Genomic DNA, 21,242 nt, shown 5'->3' on the forward strand with positions numbered 1-21,242 from the left:
GCAGTAAGACTCCCGCCATAAATTTCTGAAGAAATAATGAAATTCGGTAGAAGAAAAACTGCTGGCATATGCCTGAGTGGTTCCAATAAAGGTTCTTCACTAGTGGAAGTTTCATTTTATCCCGCATTAACGGGCAGTAAGATCCCCACCTTAAGATTGAGAGAAAAGCGAAGAAGCTAGGTGGGGGATAACTGCCCGTAAAAGCCCAATTGGTGAGAGCTTTCCATCAGTGCGGGATGAAGAACCCCCCACTGATGGAAGTTTCACTTTATTTTTACGATTAGTTACCTTTCCATTTGTAGCCGATTTTATAAACGGTTTCCAGGTAATCTTCGATAGGGAATCCTGCTTTTCGAAGCTTTTCGCGTATATTACGAATGTGAGAATCAACGGTACGATATTCAATATCTGTTTGAAATCCCCATATTTTTTCGATAAGTTCATCACGGCTATAAGCACGGTTTATATTTTGTAAAAAGAGTCCAAGTAATGAAAATTCAATTGGCGTAAGAGAGAGTTTTTCATCGTAGACAGTCACGGTATGTCTCGTTTTATCCCAGTCAATTCCGTTAAAGCTTATGAATCCTTCTTTCTTCGTACGACGCAATACAGCTTCAATACGAGCAATTAATACTTGTTCATCAAACGGTTTTGTAATATAGTCGTCAGCGCCTAAGGTGAGACCTTTTACCATGTCATAATTTTGATTACGTGCTGTTAGCATAATTATGGGTACGCTACTTATTTGCCGAATTTGAAAGCAAGTCTCCCAGCCGTCCATTTTTGGCATCATCACGTCTAATAAGATAAGATCAAACTCCTTTTGTTGAACGAGTTCAAGTGCTTCTTGTCCTGAAGTTGCCTTTATGCAAAAATGTCCGCGCGGACTTAAAAATAAATCTAATAAGCGCAGCATGCGTTCTTCATCATCTACTAATAATAGTTTTGCCATAATGATGTACACCTCGAGTTTCCAGTATTTATGTTTATCCCGCTATTTGCGGGCAGTAAGACCCTACCTTAATATTCAGAGAGAAGTGAAGAAAATAGGTGGGATCACTGCTGGCATGCGCCCGATTGGTTCAACTAACCATCAGTGTGGGATAAAAAACCACTCACTGAAGGAAGTTTCCCTTATATATTTTACATGAACTTTTACAAAAAACACTGTTCATATTATGAAGAAAAGGACAATTGCCATAAAAAATGCACTACTTTTGCAAATCTTTCTTTTATAATGAGAATGTAGCAGCACAAAAATACCCTATGTTGCGACATAACGTCTTGTCATTTTGTTTTTCAAAATGACAAATTCCATTCTATTGTGTAAGTGAGATAGAGAACATTTTTCGTATTCACCTCGCATCGAATAAGGAAAATTTCTATCTCACATTTTTTTTGTTAATAAAGAGGATTTAAATAGTGAATAAAAAGAACAATTCCTTGAAAAGTAGGAACACAATGCAGCTATAGTGTGCATTGCATTAATGATGATGACTATCGTTGTTTATGCTAGGAAGTTTTTTTGATTATTATAAAGCAAAATTTTTATCAATGAAGGGTTTCCTTACTGATAATGAACTGAGCCAATTGGGCTCTTATAGATGATTTCGTATTAAACACCCGCCTGTTAGAGCGGGATAAAAATAAGAAGCCTCGCATGTGTGCGGGGCTTTTTTTAGTGGTCTTTTATCCCGCTATTCGCGGGCAGTAAGACCCCCACCTCAAAATTCAGAGAGAAGCGAGGAAGATAGGTGGGGGAGGAAACCCCCACTGATGGAAGTTTCACTTTATGTGTAAAAGAAGACTAAGCATTTAAAAATAAAACCATATGCTCTTCATCCCAATATTGTCCGTTATATTTTAAACCACGTTCTTGTACGCCATATGTTTGAAAACCAAGTGATTCGTATAGTTTCTTTGCCGGTTCATTTCCGACAACAACATCAAGCATGATTTGTTCTATATCTAACCTTGGTGCATTTTCAATGATTGTTTCAATTAATGCTCTTCCAGCACCAAGACCACGTGCCTTCGGAGAAACATATACAGAGCCAATTTTTGCTTTATGCTCTTGTTTAATAAATGGTTTAATTTCAAGTGTGGCCATGCCAATTAATTCATCGTCTTTAAAAGCGCCTATTGTAAATTTTTCAGGATTATCTAATCGTTTTGCCATCGCAGTAACAGGATTTTCTTGTTTCATAACATCTTCATAAGAGGAACTAAATGCTTCAGGGTTTTGAGTTAACCCTTCTATGCCAAGCTGTAAATATATACTTGCATCTTCTTTTGTTAAGACACGAATGTTCATACAAGTAACCTCCTAATGGTTTTATGTAATGAAATTATATATTAACTTTATTAATTATTCAATAGTTATATATGTTACGTTTTTATAACTAAAAAGGTTTCTCATGTGAGAAACCTTTTGATTACTTTATTTACTCACCGTAAGAACCCGATTGGTTTAACTAACCTTTTGGAGAAGAGCGCTCCAAAAGGAAGTTTCACTTTATAAACCCTTCAATTCGTTCTGGATGTGTGTAAATATTACAAGAATCGCCGCGAATAAAGCCAACAACAGTAATTCCTAAATCATGAGCGAGTTCTAGAGCTAATTTTGTTGGGGCTGATTTTGAGAGGACAATTTCACAGCCGATTTTTGCCACCTTGAGTAAAATTTCCGATGAAATGCGGCCGCTAAAGGCAATTACTTTTCCGGTTATCGGAATGTTGTTTCGTAAGCAATGACCGTAAATTTTATCTAAAGCGTTATGACGTCCAATGTCCATTCGTGAAATGAGAATTTGCTTTGCACTACATAATGCGGTGTTATGTACACCGCCTGTTTCTCTAAAAGTAGTAGAGGATTGCTGTAGATCTTTCATTAAACGAAAGCAATCTTCTGGCTTGAGGGTAATATGAATATCGTGCATCGTTTTTGCTTTTGCAGCATCATTGACAAATACAAAGCCTTGTCTGCTTTTCCCGCAGCAAGATGTAACATACCGTTTGTTATAGCAAGTTTGATATAGCGGATTTGTTTGTGATGTTGTTACATGTGCAAATCCTTTTTCCTTTTGAATCCATAATTGTTCTATATGTTTATAGGAAGGAATAATACCTTCTGATACTAAGAAGCCAACAACCATATCTTCAATATGATCGGGTGTACAGACAATCGTTACATATTCTTCACCGTTTAGTTTAATTGTAAGTGGATATTCTGTTACAATTTCATCATCTTTTTGATGAAATGTACCACCTTGGTAACGGATCATTGTATATGTACTTTGAACAGACTCCATATGATTTTCCCCTTTATCGATTATTCTCCCATGTTCATCATAAAACAACAGAAAAAGAAAAGCATTCGTTTTGTATTTTTGCTACATTTCTTGGTGATTATTTGTGTTCTACGATATAATAGAATGGTAGTAATATACATCAATTTTAAGCTTATTTTATACATCAAGAATCTAACTCTAAGAACTGTTTTCTGTTTTGAAAAAGAGCGTATAGCAACATTGTTTTGAAAACGCATTCAAAATGTATTTAAAACGTGTTGTACGGTTGGTTGTAAGGAGAGGGGAAAGATGTCAGAACACACAATTCGTGTAACTGTTGATGGTACAGAGTATATTTCATCTGGTAAGAAAACGATACTTCAGTTATTAAACGAAAGAGAACTTGAACACCCGCAAATTTGTCACGTACCAGAAGTAGATCCGATTCAGACATGTGATACGTGCATTGTTGAAGTGAACGGGAAATTGATGCGTGCTTGCTCAACAAACCTTGAAGAAGGTATGCGTATTGAAAGAAAATCAAAGCGGGCCGTTGAAGCACAAACAGAAGCAATGGATCGCTTATTGGAGAATCATCTATTGTATTGTACTGTTTGTGATAATAATAATGGGAATTGTAAAGTGCATAATACAGTGCATATGATGGGAATTGAAGAACAGAAATATCCATATGAACCAAAAGTGAGCGCTTCAGAAGTGGATATGTCTCATCCGTTTTATCGTTATGATCCAAATCAATGTATCGCATGCGGGCAATGTGTAGAAGTATGTCAAAACTTACAAGTAAACGAAACATTATCAATTGATTGGAATTTAGATCGGCCACGTGTGATTTGGGATAATGGCGTATCAATCAATGATTCCTCTTGTGTAAGTTGTGGTCAATGTGTAACTGTTTGTCCATGTAATGCCTTAATGGAAAAATCGATGCTTGGGGAAGCAGGTTTTATGACAGGGCTACAACAAGATGTATTAAATCCAATGATTGATTTTGTGAAAGATGTAGAACCAGGTTATAGCAGTATTTTAGCTGTTTCGGAAGTAGAGGCGGCAATGCGTAAAACGAAAATAAATAAAACGAAAACCGTTTGTACGTTTTGCGGTGTAGGATGTTCATTTGAAGTATGGACGAAAGATCGTCAAATTTTAAAAGTACAGCCTGTATCAGATGCACCAGTAAACGGGATTTCAACGTGTGTAAAAGGAAAGTTTGGCTGGGATTTTGTAAATAGTGAAGAACGTATTACAAAACCGCTTATCCGTCAAGGGGACATGTTTGTTGAAGCAACTTGGGAAGAAGCGATGGAAGTTGTTGCAGCAAATATGAGTCATATTAAAAATCAATACGGCAGTGATGCTTTTGGTTTTATTTCTTCGTCTAAAGTAACAAATGAAGAGAACTATTTAATGCAAAAGCTTGCGCGCCAAGTATATGGAACAAATAACGTAGATAACTGTTCCCGTTACTGTCAATCACCAGCAACAGACGGTCTATTTAAAACTGTAGGTATGGGCGGTGACGCAGGGACAATTAAAGATATCGCAGAGGCTGGACTTGTTATTATTGTTGGGGCAAACCCAACAGAAGGTCATCCAGTTCTTGCAACGCGTGTGAAACGTGCACATAAACTACATGATCAAAAATTAATCGTGGCTGATTTACGTAAACATGAAATGGCAGAGCGTGCCGATTTATTTGTTCATCCGCGTCAAGGTACAGATTATGTCTGGCTTGCAGGTATAACGAAATATATTATCGATCAAGATTGGCATGATAAAGCATTTTTGGCTGAAAACGTAAAGAATTTTGATGAATATGAAACAATGTTAGAAAAGTATACACTTGATTATACAGAAAGCATAACAGGCATTTCCAAAGATACATTGAAAGAAATGGCAAAAATGATTCGTGATGCAGATGGAACGTGTGTACTTTGGGGGATGGGTGTAACGCAGAATACAGGTGGGAGTACAACATCTGCTGCTATCTCAAACTTGCTGCTTGTAACAGGTAACTACCGTCGTCCTGGTGCAGGAGCATACCCACTGCGTGGACATAATAACGTACAAGGTGCTTGTGATATGGCAACATTACCAAACTGGTTGCCTGGTTATCAAGCGGTATCGGATGATGCACTGCGCGCGAAATTTGAAAGAGCATACGGCGTTTCTATTCCGAAAGATCCAGGGTTAAATAATATTGCGATGCTGATTGCTGCAGAAGCAGGAAAATTACGTGGCATGTATGTCATGGGAGAAGAAATGGCATTAGTTGATTCTAACGCCAATCATGTGCAGCACATTTTAGAGAATCTTGATTTTCTTATTGTACAAGATATGTTCTTAACAAAAACAGCTCGTTTTGCAGATGTTATTTTACCGGCAGCACCGAGTTTAGAAAAAGAAGGAACATTTACGAATACAGAACGCCGCATTCAACGTTTATACGAAGTAATGCCGCCGCTTGGTGATTCGAAACCAGATTGGTGGATCCTTCAAAAGGTAGCTCGTACGCTAGGTGCAAATTGGAATTATGAACATCCAAGCGAAATTATGGATGAAATCGCATCACTTGCTCCATTATATTCACAGGCAACATATGACCGTTTAGAAGGATGGAATAGCTTGTGTTGGGGTAGCCATGATGGCAGTGATACACCATTATTATATGTAGATGGATTTAATTTCCCAGATAAAAAGGCACGTCTATCACTTGGTGAATGGATACCGCCAGTCGAGGCGCCAGAAGAATATGATTTATTATTAAATAATGGCCGAATGTTAGAACATTTCCATGAAGGGAATATGACAAAGAAATCAGCAGGTATTTTATCTAAGCTTTCAGAGGTGTTTGTTGAGATTTCACCAGAACTTGCGGCGCAGCGAAATGTGAAAGATGGAAGTCTCGTAGAACTTGCATCACCGTTTGGAAAAATAAAAGTTCCAGCACTTATCACAGATCGTGTGACTGGAAACGAATTATATTTACCGATGCATGCAACAGTAAATGAAGAAGCAATTAATATTTTAACAGGAACGGCGACCGATCTTTATACATGTACACCAGCGTATAAACAAACGCGTGTGAAAATGCGTGTGCTGCGTGAAAAAGGAAATCGTCCGCTTCCAGCTTCCAACCCGCGAAATAAAAAACGTCATCCACAAAATGGTGTAGAAGTAGAGAAGAAATGGCAACGAAAACAATATGTATCACTTGTGGATGAAAACTAGGGGGGAGCACTGTGGCAAAAGAAATTACGATGATTCAAAAAACAGTTTTAACAGAGGAACAAAAGAAACAACACGTCTCTGAAGAGTTATTACAACAAGTAGGAGAGAATCAAGAGGCAATTGAAGAAACAATTCATTTGTTAGCGCAGCTTCAAAAAGCTGGTTTGCTAGATGCTGCAGTGAGCTTGCTGGCAGCGAAAGAAGATGTTTCGAAAATTGCAATTGAACAACTAAACCGTGAACCAGTGAAAAATGCATTAAATAATATGATGGGTGCAGGAGAAGCGCTATCTTCAGTAGACCCAGAAATGACCAAGCAAGTAACATCTAGTTTAGTTACAGGTTTACAATATGCAACAGATGAATTAAAAAAAGGGCGGAAAACAAATGTGATGGATTTCTTTAAAGTATTACGAGATCCAGATATAAATCGAGCAATTACATTTGGATTTAATTTTTTGAAAGCATTTGGTCAAGGGCTAGAAAAGAAGAAATAATAAGAAAAAGAGCGGTGGATTTAGAATCTATCGCTCTTTTATATGTTTATCCCGCTATTTGCGGGCAGTAAAAACCCCACTGATGGAAGTTTCACTTTATAAGAGTGTTCACCGTAAGTAGAATATATTATGATGAAAAAGATGGATTTTAAATATAGTTTTAGAATATGGAGGGATTTATGCTACACCGTAAAAAACTATCTATACCAGGGGTCATGAAACATTCCTTTCAGACGGTAAGATTCGCCTTTGGAAATGTACTATCGTTTCAACTCATGTATAAACTTCTAGCAGCAATTGTCTTTATCCCACTATTCGGTATGATTTTTAATAAGCTATTATACTGGGGTGGATATGCAAATGCGACAAATGATGAATTGCTTGCATTTTTAAAAACACCGTATGGAATTGCGGCTATTTTAATTTTATCTATGCTAGCACTTTTTCTCATTTTTATCGAATTTGCAGTGCTTATTATTATTTCGTATTTTGCACATAAACGACAAAAGGTGAGACTGCGTCCAATTTTATATAAAACAGTAACGTATTTACCTTATTTCTTCACATATTGCTTACCAGGATTTATTTTGTATGTTGTGGTTTTATTACCTCTTTTAAGCATCGGTTATCAATCTGCACTTCTTCCTGAAATTCAGATTCCTAATTTTATTACAGGCGAATTGCTTAAAACAACAATGGGACAAGTTGGATATTATGTCTTTTTCGCCGTAGTTGCCTATTTAAATCTTCGTTGGATTTTTGTGTTACCTATCATTGTTTTAGAAGAAAAGCCGTTTCGCGTAGCTGCTCGTCAAAGTGCAATGTTAGTAAAAGAAAACTTTTTTAAAGTCCTGTTCTTTTTAGTGGGATTTTTTATTTCTATAGGCATTGTCTTTTTACTTTTTACAGGTATGTATTTATTGTTACTGCTCGGGGTATATGAATTCACAAATCCAGAAGGGACATTTGCTTTATTAGCAGAATCTACTCTATCTGTATTTTTAACGAGTACATTTTATTTATTTAGCTTTATTGTTACCCCGTTTTATATTATGGCGTTGACAAGGTTATATTTACAAAAGGTTCCGGTTGAAGCTGTTTTATTAGAAGAGGGTCTTGATTATTCTAAAACAAAAGCAGAGAAATGCTTCTTTAAAAAGCATCGATTGAAATTTATTGGTGTATATATTTGTGGGATTGTCGTAATTGGAATGATTGTGGCTTTTATTGTAACGTTTATTACGAATTCGTATAAAGAGCCTATTATTATGGCGCACCGTGGTTATATATCGAAAGGAGTAGAGAACACAAAAGAGGCAGTACAAGGAGCTATTGATGCTAAAGCAGATTATGCGGAAATTGATGTATTGCAAACGAAAGATGGAGAATTGGCCGTTATACACGATTTAAAATTAAAACGTCTTGCGAATGCAAATGTACATGTATCAGATTTAACGATGGATGAACTTCGAAAGCTTACTTTAAGTCAAGATGAATTCTCAGGGAAAATTAGTACGCTTGATGAGATTATTAAACTCGCAAAAGGGAAAATTAAGCTTAATATAGAAGTGAAGCTCCATGGAAATGAAAATGAAAAGGATTTTGTAAAGAAAGTTTTAAAAACTATTGAGAGAAATGAATTTGAAAAGCAGTGTGTGATTCAAACATTGCATTACCCGCTTATTAAAGAATTTAAACGTGAAAATCCAGATATAAAAGTAGGATATGTACTATATGCAAGCGCAGCAAATTTGAAATATGTTCCAGCAGATTTTTATGTAGCAGAAGAATACATGTTAAATGAGCGCTTAGTACAATCAGCTCGTAAATTAAATAAACCGATTTACGTATGGACTGTAAATGATATGGAAAACTTAAGGAAGTATTATAAATTGAATGTGGATGGAATCATTACAGACTATCCAGAAGATGCAAGAAGCACGATTAAATTGCTCAAAGAGCAAGAAGAAAATGAAACGGATATGTTTGATAAAATTACCGAAACAACGGAAGACTTATTTTCAAAGCTATTTATCCCGCATTAACGGGCAGTAAGACTCCCACCTCAAGATTGAAAAAGAAGCGAAGAAGATAGGTGGGAGATAACTGCCCGTAAAAGCCCGATTGGTTCAACTAACCATCGGTGGGGGATGAAGAAAATCCCCACCGATGGAAGTTTCACTTTATGGAAAAATAGGCTGCTAGCTAAATACTAGTAGCCTATTTTTTTGTATAGAGAGATCTGTACTAAATTGTTAGTAGTATAAATAGGATGGTAGAAGAGTACAACAAAGGAGGCCGGGAATGGAACGGTATCGTATCATTGGGAAAAGTGTTAAGCGAAAAGAAAGTGCTGATAAGGTAACGGGAAGAGCGAAGTATATTAATGATGAAATAGAGGTTGGCACGCTATATGCGAAACTTCTTACGAGTACATATGCGCATGCTTATATTAAGAGTATAGATATTCGTGAAGCGAAGAAAGTACAAGGCGTACATGCTGTGATTACGGGAGCGGATTATCCTATTCTTGTCGGTTCAAGCATCGTTGATCGTCCTCCGTTAGCTTTCGAGAAAGTACGATATTTTGGTGAACCTGTTGCGCTTGTTGTAGCGGATAATGAAGCGATTGCAAGAGAGGCAGCAACACGAATCCGTGTGATATATGAAGAGCTTCCGGTTATTCGTTCGCCTTTGCAAGCCTATAATGAATCAAACATATTAGTCCATGAACATGTGGAACAGTATAAATTAGAAGAAAAAGTATACCCGAAACCGCATACGAATATCGCAAATTGGACAAAAATTCGTAAGGGTGATATTCAAAAAGGATTTGCTAGCAGTGATGCTGTTGTCGAGGAAACATTTTCTTTTCGGCAATCCGATCATGCAGCGATGGAAACACGGTGTGCTAGGGTAGAAATTAAGCCTAATGGAGACGTTATTGTCCATTCTACCTCACAAGCCCCTTTTGAAATAAAGAGGCAGTTAAGTAAATCATTTCAAATTGATGAAGGGAAAGTCATTGTATATGTACCGTTAGTCGGGGGAGCATACGGCGGGAAAACAGCGGTACAACTTGAATTTTTAGCTTATCTTGCCTCAAAAGCAGTAGGGGGAAGACGAGTTACTCTTCGAAATAGTAGAGAGGAAGATTTTATAACATCTCCTGTTCATATCGGTTTACAAGCAAAAGTAAAGCTTGGATGCACAAAAGATGGAAAGCTGCAAGCAGCAGAAATGTTGTATTTATTTGACGGCGGTGCTTATGCTGATCGGGCAGTAACGATGAGTAAGGCAGCTGGACTGGACTGCACAGGTCCATATGCTATCGAGAACATTTGGTGTGATTCGCTTGGTATGTATACAAACCATACATATGCAACGTCGTTTAGAGGTTTTGGACATTCGGAATATACGTTTGTAATGGAACGAACGATTGATATACTTGCTCAGAAATTAGGAATGTGTCCGCTAATGTTTCGTCTGAAAAATGCCATTAGACCAGGAGATACAACACCGACACAAGTGCCTGTAACGCCAAGTAATACGGGAGATGTGACAGCGTGCCTACAAAAATTAAAATCGCTTATAAATTGGGAAGAGGGAAATAAAGTTACTCTATCTAATGGCATGGTACGTGCAAAAGGGATTAGCTGCTTATGGAAAAATTCGACTACACCAAGTAATGCCGGAGCAGGTGCTGTGTTAACCTTTAACGGTGATGGGAGTGTAAATATCAATTGCGGTGCTGTTGAAATTGGGCAAGAAACAAAAACAGTGCTAACACAAATGGTTGCAGAGAAAATGAATATGAATACTGATGATGTACATGTCATGATGGAGGTCAATACACAAGTTTCTCCAAAACATTGGAAAACAGCAGCGAGTCGAACGACACTCCTTGTTGGAAATGCGGTTGTAATGGCTGCAGAAGACGCAATGAGACAGTTGCGACAAACGACTTCAAGTTTACTTGGGTACCCTGAGGAAGAATTAGAGATTGCAGGAAAAGAAGTCTATGTGAAAACGAATCCGGATATGTATGTACCTTTTTCGAAAATTGTGTTTGGGTATGTAGATTCAAATGGAAATGTAAAAGGAACAGAAGTGGTAGGGAAAGGGAGTTACGTACTTGAGGGAATTACAGAAATTGATCATGAGACAGGGAAAGGCAGGCAAGGACCTGAATGGGGAGTAGGAGCGCAAGCGGTAGAAGTGGAGTTTAACCCTAAAGACTATACATATCGATTGTTGAATGCTGTAACAGTTGCGGATGCAGGAACAGTTTTAAATAAAAAGGGAGCAGAGACGCAAATTATGGGAGCCATGAGTATGGGGTTAAGTTTTGCGACGCGAGAAACATTTCACTATGATGCAAAAGAAAGGAATTTGAATTACCAGTTTCGTTCTTATAAAGTAATCCATTACGGACAACAGCCAAAATATGTAGTGGATTTTGTAGAAGTACCGCATGAGCAAGCTGCATTTGGTTCTAGAGGACTTGGGGAACATGGAATTATTGGAATGCCGGCAGCTTTAGCGAATAGTCTATCAATTGCGGCCGATATTTCACTGCGAAATTTACCGCTTACCCCGGAATTAATTTGGAAAGAAAAGAAAGAAAAGGAGAAGGGGTCGTATGATACCATTTGATTTTGAGTATTATCGTCCGAATTCTATTCAAGAAGCAATTCAGCTATTTCATCAGCTAGATAAAGAGGGGAAAACACCGCTCTATTATGGAGGCGGTACAGAAATTATTACGATGGGGCGTTTGCAGCGAATTAGAACAAAAGCTGTTATTGATATAAAAGATATTCCAGAATGTAATGTTTGTGAATGGAAGGACGACAAACTTTTACTTGGTGCAACATTAACGATAACGAATGTTCAAGAAGCGAAAGTATTTCCGCTCCTTGGTGAAACTGCTGGCCGAGCTGCAGATCGTACAGCAAGAAATAAAATTACAATTGGCGGAAATGTTGCGGGAAGGATTAGATATAGGGAGGCTGTGCTGCCGTTTTTATTAGCTGATAGTACATTTGTAATTGCAGGAACAGAGGGTCTTAAATATGTACCTGCTCATCAAGCTTTTATAAAAACACTACAATTACAAAAGGGTGAGTTTCTTGTACAAATCATTACAGAGCAGCGGTATGTGACAGCACCGTATTATAGTGTGAAAAAACGCCAACTAGAAAAAATTGATTATCCACTTGTGACAGTTGCAGCGATGAAATATGGCGACGAAATTCGGATGGCGTGCAGCGGTTTATGTGCTTTTCCGTTTCGTTCACTTATGATAGAAGCGGCTTTAAATAATAAACATATTCCATTAGAGAAAAGGATTGAACGTGCCCTAACTCATATTCCTGATCCTGTGTTAGATGATATAAGAGGCTCGCGTGCTTATCGGACATTTGTATTTCAATATGTACTTCACGATATGCTGATAAAGCTTGAAGGGGCGGGAGAATCATGAGAAATGTGCAAATTATTCTTCATGTAAATGGCGAAAGACGAGAAGTAGTTGCTAGAATGGCTGATACGCTATTACATATATTACGTCACGAACTTGATTTAACAGGAGCGAAGCCTGGCTGTGAAAATGGTGATTGTGGTGCTTGTACAGTTCTTGTTGAGGGGGTACCAATCAAGTCTTGTATTATGTTAGCTGTTGAAGCAGTTGGAAAGCAAATTACAACGATTGAGGGATTACAAGGGGCACCCATACAACAAGCCTTTGAAGAGAAATGGGCGTTCCAATGCGGGTACTGTACACCGGGATTTATTATGAATTGCCACGGACTTGTTACACAAAGGCCTGATGCAGATGACCGAACCATTGAAGAATGGTTAAGTTCTAATATTTGCCGATGCACGAGTTATCAAGAAATTGAGGAAGCTGTAAAGTCTGTCTTACACAAGCAGCGAGGAGATTCATAATGGCTTCTACATATGATGTATTAGAAGCGTTGTTATGTTGTGAAAAACGCTGTGCGTTAGCGACGATTATTCATGTTGAAGGATCGGCATATAGAAAAGAAGGAACGATGATGCTTTTCCGAGAGGATGGTACAAAAGTAGGAATGCTAAGTGCAGGCTGCATTGAAGAAGAGCTTTTCTACTATGCTGCAGATGTTATGGAGCATAACACTTGGGCTATTCATACATTTAATACGAAAGCAGAAGATGATTTGTCTTGGGGAGTAGGATGTAATGGTGTCATTCATGTATTAGTGGAACATATAGATGATACCTATAAAGCGATTTTACAAGAGCTGTATATTCATCTTGCAAATGGCTCCTCCGCTTGGATGGTGAAAAATCTTCCTTTAGAGCAAACTGCATTTATATATAATAGTGGCGATACGCTTGGTAATTGGGAAGGATCTATCCCATCGACGACTTGCTTGCAAAATGGTTTACAAGATGAATATTATAGCCAACATTTTATACCAAAGCCCCGCCTTTTTGTTTTTGGAGCAGGAGAAGATGCAAAGCCACTCGTTCGTTTTGCGAAAGAAACGAGCTTCTTTGTAACAGTTTGCGATTGGCGGGAGGCCTTATGTAATACCGATCACTTTCCAAATGCTGATGCATGTGTAGTTGGTTTTCCAGTAGAAATGATACAAAAACTTTCATTACATCCAAGTGATTTTCTTGTAATTATGACGCATCACTTTGAAAAAGATCGACAATTATTGTCTCTCTTGTTAGAACAAAACGTTCGTTATATAGGTATTTTAGGACCACGTCATCGTACAGAGCGCTTATTAGAAGGTAAACCAATCTCTCATCAACTCCATTTTCCTGTTGGAATTTCAATTGGTGCACAAGGTCCAAGTGAAATTTCCATTAGTATCATGGCTGAAATCATCGGGCAGTTGCGGGGGAAGTGATATGAAAATCATTGGTGTATACTTGGCGGCTGGAAATAGTAGACGAATGGGACCGGGAATACATAAACTTTCTCTTCCTTTACATAATGAACCATTAGGTAATGCAGCCCTCAAAACCGCTTTGTCCTCAAATCTCTCCGACATTATTATTGTCACAAATGACGTGAATTGGGTTTCACAATCATTACGATATGAGAACGTGCACATTTTTTCTTGTTCTCATTCTAGTCAAGGACAATCACATTCACTTCGCTGCGGTGTTAAGAAGGCAATGCATATGAAAGCGGATGGGATTGTTGTCTTACTTGCTGATCAACCCTTTATTAAAAAAGAGTTAATTAATGAATTAATAGATTGTTATAAACAAAATGAAACGGTCTATTATGTAGCAGCAAGGTATCGTGGAATTGCAAGACCGCCTGTTTTGTTTGCAAAGAAAGTATTTCCTTATTTGCAAACATTAAAAGGTGATCAAGGAGCTCGCACTATTTTTCAAGAGTCATTTGTAAAGGGCATAACGATATCATATGAAGAAGCGTCCTTTTTTTATGATGTGAATAGTTGGAGTGATTATACGAAAATAATAAAGTGATAAAGTGAAACTTCCATCAGGGGTTTTTTTTTTTATCCCCCACCTATCTTCTTCGCTTTTCTCTTAATCTTGAGGTGGGGGTCTTACTGTCCGTTAATGCGGGATAAATATTTTTCGAAGATAGTTATTATATATTGAAGAAACTGATATGCTGTTAGCTTCTTAAACATCTCTATCGACATTCATAATCGAGAAGAATCTAGAAAAAGGTTTTTCATCTCGTACTTCTAGTAGTTCAATTATTGTAGCATTTGTGTTATCCTTGTCCGTGTGAGTCTTACTGTTAATGCGGGATAAATAGACAGTATATTCATACAACGCTACTGTACTTAATAGATAGTGTCATTCTAAAGGTATCATTCTAGTCTTTATAAGCATTTTTAAAAATATGTATATTTTGTGTAATACAAAGAGGTGTTAATCGGATGAAATCTTATACACAATTTGAGCGAAGAAAATACATACTTGGTGAGTTAGAAAAATACAATCGAGTGATGGTAAATGATTTAGCCAAAGTGTTAAATGTTACCACAGAAACAATTCGAAGAGATTTAGATATGATGCATAAGGAAGGTAAACTTACAAAAATACATGGTGGTGCAGTTAAGAAAAAAGATCATACCATTGAATTTTATTTTGACAAACGTCGATCTGAGAATATTGAAGAAAAACGAAAAATTGCTATGGAAGCAAGTAAATTGGTAGAAGACAATGATATTATTGCAATTGAAATTGGAACGACTACGATGCAAATTTTGGATTTCATACATGATAAAAAGAATTTGACAATCCTAACAAACTCGATACCAGCTGTCAATAAAATTATTGAGCTTAAAGAACAGTACGATTCATTTGATTGTAAATTAATAGTCTTTGGTGGAATATTAAACTCAAATTCATTAGCATTGTCTGGAGAAATGACGTTAAACTATCTTAATCAATTTACTGTTAATAAATTATTTGCTTCATGTGATGGAATTTCTTTGGAACAGGAACTGACGTGTTCGTATATTGAGGATGCGCAGATTTTTCAGCAATTAAAGAGAAATGCAAAACAAGTTGTGATGATGATAGATGAGTCAAAGTTTAATTTAACAAAGTTTTATAAAAGCGGAAATTTTGAGGATATCGATGCGCTGTATACAAATGCTAAACTCGATGAAAGATGGCAAAATGCGCTATTAAGTAAAGGTATTGAAGTAATAATGGTATAGAAAGAACATCTTAAAGTAGACTATTTCTTAATGAGAAATAGTCTTTTTTGTTATGTTTTTTTGTAAATGTATTGTTTTGTTTTGTTATTATGTTGATTTTACAATTCGTTAACAAAATAACAACATTGTATTAATAATGTGCCCGTACAATATGAATTAGGAGGTGCAAGAATGCAAATAAAATTATCAAAAGCTGTGTTCTTTTTATTACCGGTTGGAATACCTCTAATATTGTTTTGGATCATTCCGAATTTATTTAGTTTAGGTATTAGTTTTACAGACTGGGATTTCATGACTAGTGACTTTAATTTTGTTGGTTTAGATAACTATATTAATTTGTTTACACAGGATTCTTTTATACAGGCATTGTTAAATACTCTTTATTTTGGAATTGGGACAGTCGTTCCAACGATTGTATTAGGTTTAGGTTTCGCATTGTTCTTCCGAAAGAAGTTCAGAGGCTCTGCAATTTATCAATTAATGATTTTTTCGCCTTGGGTAACACCAACGGTAGCTGTATCCATTGTATGGTCACTTCTATATGAACCTCAATATGGAGCTATCAATAAGGCGCTAGAATTTTTCGGGATACCGGGTTTGGACTGGCTGAAGAGTAGTGATACAGCGATGCTAGCGGTCATTATTGTAACGGTATGGAAACTAGTTGGATGGACGATGCTTTTCTATATCGGTGCACTAGAGAAAGTACCAGATAGCTTGTATGAAGCTGCTAGTATTGATGGAGCAAATTCTTGGCAGAAATTCCGATATGTAACACTACCGATGGTTTCACCAACAACTTTCTTCTTAGTTGTTGTCAATATCATTACTTCGGTGCAGGCTTATGATCAAATTAAAATTTTAACACAAGGTGGACCGAGTGGTTCGACACGAACGTTACTTTATTTATTCTTCCAACAAGCGTTTGAACAGTTCGATATGGGGTCTGCAACGGCAATCGCATTTATTATATTAATCATTACAATTCTACTATCCGTTATTAACAAGATAATAGGTGACAAGTGGGTGAATTATTAAGATGAATGATAAGAAAAAGACACCATTAATTTTTAAGCATATCTTTTTGACTTTATCAAGTATCTTGTTTGTTTTTCCATTCATATGGATGGTACTTGGTTCGTTTAAAACATCCAGTGAAGTATTACAAGGAGGTTTTTGGCCTAAGGAATTTCACTGGGAGAATTATCGTCAAGTATTAGACATTCTTCCATTTAACACGTATATATTTAATAGTTTTTATACTTCTTTCCTTATTACTATATATGTACTCGTTTCGTCTGCACTCTTTGCTTATATGTTGGCATTTTATAAGTTCAAAGGGAAGAACTTGACATTTAGTGTTGTCATGGCAACGTATATGATTCCTGGAGCTGTATCGTATGTTCCAGTATATGTGATGTTAGGAAAAACGGGCTTACTTAATTCTCACTTTGGATACATTATTACTATGGCTGTTAGTGTATTCGGTATTTTCTATTTAAAACAATCATTCCATAAGATTGGTTTTGAAACAGTAGAAGCAGCCAAAATTGATGGAGCAAGTGATTGGCGTATTCTTTGGAAGATTATTTTTCCAATGACGAAATCATCATTTGTAACACTAGGTTTGGTTACATTTATTGGAAATTATAACAATTATATTTGGCCAGCTCTTATATTGAATGATGGCAACAAAAAATTAATTACTAACGGAATTGCTGATTATTTCATTAATAGTTCCTTAGGCCGAGATTGGTCGCACATTATGGTTGCAAGTACAATCGCTACAGTGCCACTCTTAATCGTATTTTTAGTTTTACAAAAATGGTTCCTCTCAGGTGTTACTGATTCAGGAATAAAAGGCTAACTAAACATTAAAGGAGACATTCGGGATGAGAAAATTATTAATGCTTTTAACGATTTTGTCAGTATTTGTCGGTGCGCTTGCAGGCTGTTCAGGGGGAAAAGGAAATACTGTCAAAGTAAGTAAAGAAGGGGATAAGATTGTTGTTCCGTTTATAAACGGCGTAGGTGGTTCACTTGCAGACCAAGTAGATAAGATTGTCGAGGAATACAATAAAAGTCAAGACAAATATGTAGTGAAAACAACAAAAGCAGGTAACTACGATGAGTCTTATCAAAAGCTTCAAAGTGGATTTGCAGCGAATAACCAAGAGGCAATTGCATTGTTAGGTTCAGACGTCGTTCAAGAATATGCTAAGAAAAAGTTAATTGTACCTTTAGATCAATATGTTAAAGATGATAAGCAATTTAACAAAGAAGATTATGGAAAAGGTTTTATGAATCAAGCAACAATTGATGGGAAATTATATGGAGTTCCTTTTTACGGTACAACTCAAATTTTTTATTACAATAAAAAAGTGTTAGCGGAAAATGGCTTTACACCTGACGATTTAAAGACGTGGGAAGGTGTAGAAAAAGTAGCTAAAAAAGTAGCAAAACGTGACGCAAGTGGAAATGTCACATACGCAGGTTGGATGCCAATGTGGGGTACGTCAAACTTAATTGACGCGGTTCGCAGTGCTGGCGGAAATGTTTTAAGTGAAGATGGAACAAAAGTATTAATCAACGATGACACTTGGGTTACAGTATGGGAAAAATTCCGTACATGGCTTCATGAAGATAAAATTATGAATATTCATTCAGGTGGAACTGGATGGGAATATTGGGATAAAACAATCATTGATTTAGTTGAAGGTAGAACGTTAGGATATACAGGCTCATCTGGTGACCAAGGATTTGTTTTTAAATCGTTAGGTAAAGGAATGACTGAGCAAGAACGCCTTGACACATTTGGAGCATTACCACAACCAGCTTGGGGTAATAATAAACCAGCGCCAAAATTAGAAAGTTATTTATTCACATTAACGAGAAATATTGATCCAGAAGTAGCAAAAGGTGCATATGACTTTATGAAATTTGCTACAAGCACTGAGAAAACGGCTGAATGGTCAATGGCAACAGGCTATATCCCTGTTCGTAACCATGTAACAGATTATGCTCCTTATGCTGAATTTGTTAAAAAGCAACCACAAGCATTAGTTCCATTAGAGCAAGCTAATAAATATGGAGTTGCGCCATTTGTGGATCCAACAGGTGGTAAAATCAATGACGCATTAAATGTAGCTAAGGATAAAGTAGAAATTGAAGGAATCCCTGCAAAACAAGCATTAGATGAAGCGGCTAAAGTTGCACAGGAAGAATTAGATAAAGCTCTGAAAAAACAGAAATAAAGTTTTCATGTATTACTTTGTAAAGGAACGAGAGGTGCTTTTGAACCAAAGAGGTACCTCTCCTCTATATTTTGTTAAGTAAAAATAGAAAAAAGGTGTGGAAATTATGATTGAAATGAAAGGTGCCATGACTCTTTCTCCATTCGTAAAAAATAAACATTGTTTTCTAATGGATTCAACCGATATTGTCAACTTTACATTAACTATCGATCAAGGGATCGGCCGAAAAATTCCGCTTTTACTAATCTTGAGAGACCCTAATGGGTATGTACGTATACAGTATCAAACGCCAATTGTTGACGAAAAATTGGTTGTTGCAAAAGATCCAAAGTTTTGTTCAGCTGGTTGCGTTGGAGGGGAAATACCGTCTGGTAATTGGGAATTAGAAGTAGTATATACCCCTCATTGTGCAGATAAAGCACTAAAGTTTACCGGAAGAAAAATGGACTATAAGGTAAATATATTAGTGAATGACGAGTTAGAACGAGAATATAATCGAGAGCATTTTTGCAAGGAAAATGTCTTTATTGATGAATACAATTTTGAAAAGGTAATGAATGAAGAGCATCGTTGGTACAAAGGAGATTTTCATGTCCACACAGATTTAACAGATGGCGAGATGGATGACGAGCTGGCAATGAGCGTATGTGAAAAACAAGAGTTAGATTTTTTATATGCGACGGAACACAATATTGTTATGCCGTCTTATCAAAAAGGAAGCACATTGATAATACCATCGATGGAACTTACAACTCCTTACGGTCATTACAATGTGTTCGGGATGAAAGAATACGTTAACTTCACAGAGTATTTAGATGAATCGCTTAACGCTAAAAGCATGGATGAACTATTTTCTCTCATGAAAGAAAAAGACTATTTAATTAGTGTGAATCACGCATTTATGAAACCTTGGACGAACCAAATTAATATTGATTTAGAAAATGTTCATACAATGGAAATCATGTGTGATCCAACTTATAGCAAAAGCAAACCATCTACTTTAGAAGCTTTAAAGTTCTTCGATCAAATGTGGTTAAATGGTCTTAAAATCTGGGGGATAGGCGGAAGTGATTCTCATTTACATCCATCTAAAACATTCCCAGGATCTAAGGACCCATCGATTTATGGCGACCCAGGAACGTATGTATTATGTAATGGCTTATCTATTAAAAACTTAAAGGATGCTATCCAAAGAGGCAGAATTTATTTTTCTCGATTTAGAAAATTAGAGATAGCTATTCAAAATGAAGGTAAAAACATTTATGTCGGCGATGAGGCTCAAGGAAATATTCGCTACAACATTCATACAGATAAACCGTGCGAGTGGAGATTGATTGTGAATGGCCAAATGATTGAAAAAGAATTTGGTAACCAAGTAACTTTTGACTTTTCTTTAAATGAAGGAACATATGCTAGAGTTGAAGGTTGGGAAGATGATGAATTAGTAGCGTTTATAAATCCTATTCATAATAACGTTAAGCGCAAGAATATTAAAACATGGCATGAAGTTTTAGGAGGACCAGAGGGTGAATAAAGGAATTATTTTTGATAAAGATGGAACACTTATACAGCTAGATTCTGTCTGGTACAAAGTTGTTCATCGTGTGCTAGATGATATATTTCAAATGTATCCAAATGAAAAAAGTAAACGAAATGAATACCTAAAGATTATTGGTATGAGTGATAACGATTTTGAGAGTACGAGTTTACTAGCTTGTCAAACAAATTACTTTATTGCGGCTGCATGGTTTTCGTTATTAGAAAATCAAAATGTGGATAAAGAGAGCTTTATTCATGAAGTATGTGCATTATTCAAAAAACACTCTACAGCAGATGATCTCGTATTTACAGAAGTGAAGGGTGCAAAGGAAACATTAAAATATTTAAAAGATCATGAATATGTAATAGGGGTTGTTACAGCAGACGACATTGATGCAGCTGTTCACTCACTTAAAATGACAGGATTATATGATTATGTGGATTTTTTAGGTGCAGATGATGGTGTCAATAAAACAAAACCTGAAAGTGATTTTTATTATATGTTCAAAGAGAAATTTTCACTAAGTGAAGAAAATGTTTTAATGGTAGGCGATACATTAACAGACATTAAATTTGCAAGAAATAGCAATATTAAAGTAGTGGGCGTCTTATCGGGTGCGAGCAGTAAGGAAGACTTGGAAGGCGAAGCGGATTATATTTTAGACAGTATGAAGGATATTTCAAAAATTTTATAAAGTG

At 36.5% G+C, this 21,242-nt stretch carries 17 protein-coding genes; 14 read left to right on the forward strand and 3 right to left on the reverse strand.

What is annotated here, in order from left to right; translation table 11 throughout:
• Window positions 1-280: 280 nt before the first annotated feature.
• From LRP84_RS11015 to fdhD, 3 genes are all read right to left on the reverse strand, one after another.
• Window positions 281-952, reverse strand: coding sequence for a response regulator transcription factor (locus tag LRP84_RS11015; RefSeq protein ID WP_230575111.1), 672 nt, complete (start codon window positions 950-952; stop codon window positions 281-283).
• A gap of 855 nt (window positions 953-1,807) precedes the next feature.
• Complete coding sequence (locus tag LRP84_RS11020; RefSeq protein WP_230575112.1) at window positions 1,808-2,314, reverse strand: GNAT family N-acetyltransferase; 507 nt, start codon at window positions 2,312-2,314, stop codon at window positions 1,808-1,810.
• Between the two features lie 196 nt (window positions 2,315-2,510).
• Window positions 2,511-3,311 carry a formate dehydrogenase accessory sulfurtransferase FdhD gene (gene fdhD, locus LRP84_RS11025; protein ID WP_230575113.1) on the reverse strand — a complete coding sequence of 267 codons (801 nt, stop codon included), beginning with the start codon at window positions 3,309-3,311 and terminating at the stop codon, window positions 2,511-2,513.
• 288 nt (window positions 3,312-3,599) lie between these two features.
• Here fdhD and fdhF point away from each other — a divergent pair, with 288 nt between their 5' ends.
• The 14 genes from fdhF to LRP84_RS11095 all read left to right on the forward strand — a co-directional run bounded on the left by fdhF (window position 3,600) and on the right by LRP84_RS11095 (window position 21,238).
• Window positions 3,600-6,542: a formate dehydrogenase subunit alpha gene (fdhF, locus tag LRP84_RS11030; RefSeq protein ID WP_230575114.1), complete on the forward strand. Its 2,943-nt coding sequence runs from the start codon at window positions 3,600-3,602 to the stop codon at window positions 6,540-6,542.
• A gap of 11 nt (window positions 6,543-6,553) precedes the next feature.
• On the forward strand, window positions 6,554-7,039 hold the full coding sequence (locus LRP84_RS11035; RefSeq protein WP_230575115.1) for a helical membrane plugin domain-containing protein: 486 nt from the start codon (window positions 6,554-6,556) through the stop codon (window positions 7,037-7,039).
• A 179-nt stretch (window positions 7,040-7,218) separates the two neighbouring features.
• Window positions 7,219-9,084, forward strand: coding sequence for a glycerophosphoryl diester phosphodiesterase membrane domain-containing protein (locus LRP84_RS11040; protein WP_230575116.1), 1,866 nt, complete (start codon window positions 7,219-7,221; stop codon window positions 9,082-9,084).
• Window positions 9,085-9,343: 259 nt separating this feature from the next.
• Window positions 9,344-11,695, forward strand: coding sequence for a xanthine dehydrogenase family protein molybdopterin-binding subunit (locus LRP84_RS11045; protein ID WP_230575117.1), 2,352 nt, complete (start codon window positions 9,344-9,346; stop codon window positions 11,693-11,695).
• On the forward strand, window positions 11,682-12,524 hold the full coding sequence (locus LRP84_RS11050) for an FAD binding domain-containing protein (RefSeq protein WP_230575118.1): 843 nt from the start codon (window positions 11,682-11,684) through the stop codon (window positions 12,522-12,524). Before LRP84_RS11045 ends, LRP84_RS11050 begins: the two co-directional genes overlap by 14 nt.
• On the forward strand, window positions 12,521-12,988 hold the full coding sequence (locus LRP84_RS11055; RefSeq protein WP_230575119.1) for a (2Fe-2S)-binding protein: 468 nt from the start codon (window positions 12,521-12,523) through the stop codon (window positions 12,986-12,988). Before LRP84_RS11050 ends, LRP84_RS11055 begins: the two co-directional genes overlap by 4 nt.
• Entirely contained in the window at window positions 12,988-13,944 is a 957-nt protein-coding gene (locus LRP84_RS11060) for an XdhC family protein (RefSeq protein WP_230575120.1), read from the forward strand. Before LRP84_RS11055 ends, LRP84_RS11060 begins: the two co-directional genes overlap by 1 nt.
• Before the next feature lies 1 nt (window position 13,945).
• Window positions 13,946-14,536 (forward strand): NTP transferase domain-containing protein, encoded by a 591-nt coding sequence (locus LRP84_RS11065; protein WP_230575121.1) that lies wholly within the window; start codon window positions 13,946-13,948, stop codon window positions 14,534-14,536.
• Window positions 14,537-14,961: 425 nt separating this feature from the next.
• Window positions 14,962-15,750, forward strand: coding sequence for a DeoR/GlpR family DNA-binding transcription regulator (locus LRP84_RS11070; RefSeq protein ID WP_230575122.1), 789 nt, complete (start codon window positions 14,962-14,964; stop codon window positions 15,748-15,750).
• Between the two features lie 171 nt (window positions 15,751-15,921).
• Window positions 15,922-16,788, forward strand: a complete 867-nt coding sequence (locus tag LRP84_RS11075) for a carbohydrate ABC transporter permease (protein WP_230575123.1) — start codon at window positions 15,922-15,924, stop codon at window positions 16,786-16,788.
• 1 nt (window position 16,789) lies between these two features.
• On the forward strand, window positions 16,790-17,617 hold the full coding sequence (locus tag LRP84_RS11080) for a carbohydrate ABC transporter permease (RefSeq protein WP_230575124.1): 828 nt from the start codon (window positions 16,790-16,792) through the stop codon (window positions 17,615-17,617).
• A 25-nt stretch (window positions 17,618-17,642) separates the two neighbouring features.
• Window positions 17,643-19,004 (forward strand): ABC transporter substrate-binding protein, encoded by a 1,362-nt coding sequence (locus LRP84_RS11085; protein ID WP_230575125.1) that lies wholly within the window; start codon window positions 17,643-17,645, stop codon window positions 19,002-19,004.
• Window positions 19,005-19,119: 115 nt separating this feature from the next.
• On the forward strand, window positions 19,120-20,538 hold the full coding sequence (locus LRP84_RS11090; RefSeq protein ID WP_437438777.1) for a CehA/McbA family metallohydrolase: 1,419 nt from the start codon (window positions 19,120-19,122) through the stop codon (window positions 20,536-20,538).
• Entirely contained in the window at window positions 20,531-21,238 is a 708-nt protein-coding gene (locus LRP84_RS11095; protein ID WP_230575127.1) for an HAD family hydrolase, read from the forward strand. Before LRP84_RS11090 ends, LRP84_RS11095 begins: the two co-directional genes overlap by 8 nt.
• The last annotated feature ends 4 nt before the right edge of the window (window positions 21,239-21,242 follow it).

Source organism: Bacillus rhizoplanae (assembly GCF_917563915.1).
Lineage (GTDB): Bacteria > Bacillota > Bacilli > Bacillales > Bacillaceae_G > Bacillus_A > Bacillus_A rhizoplanae.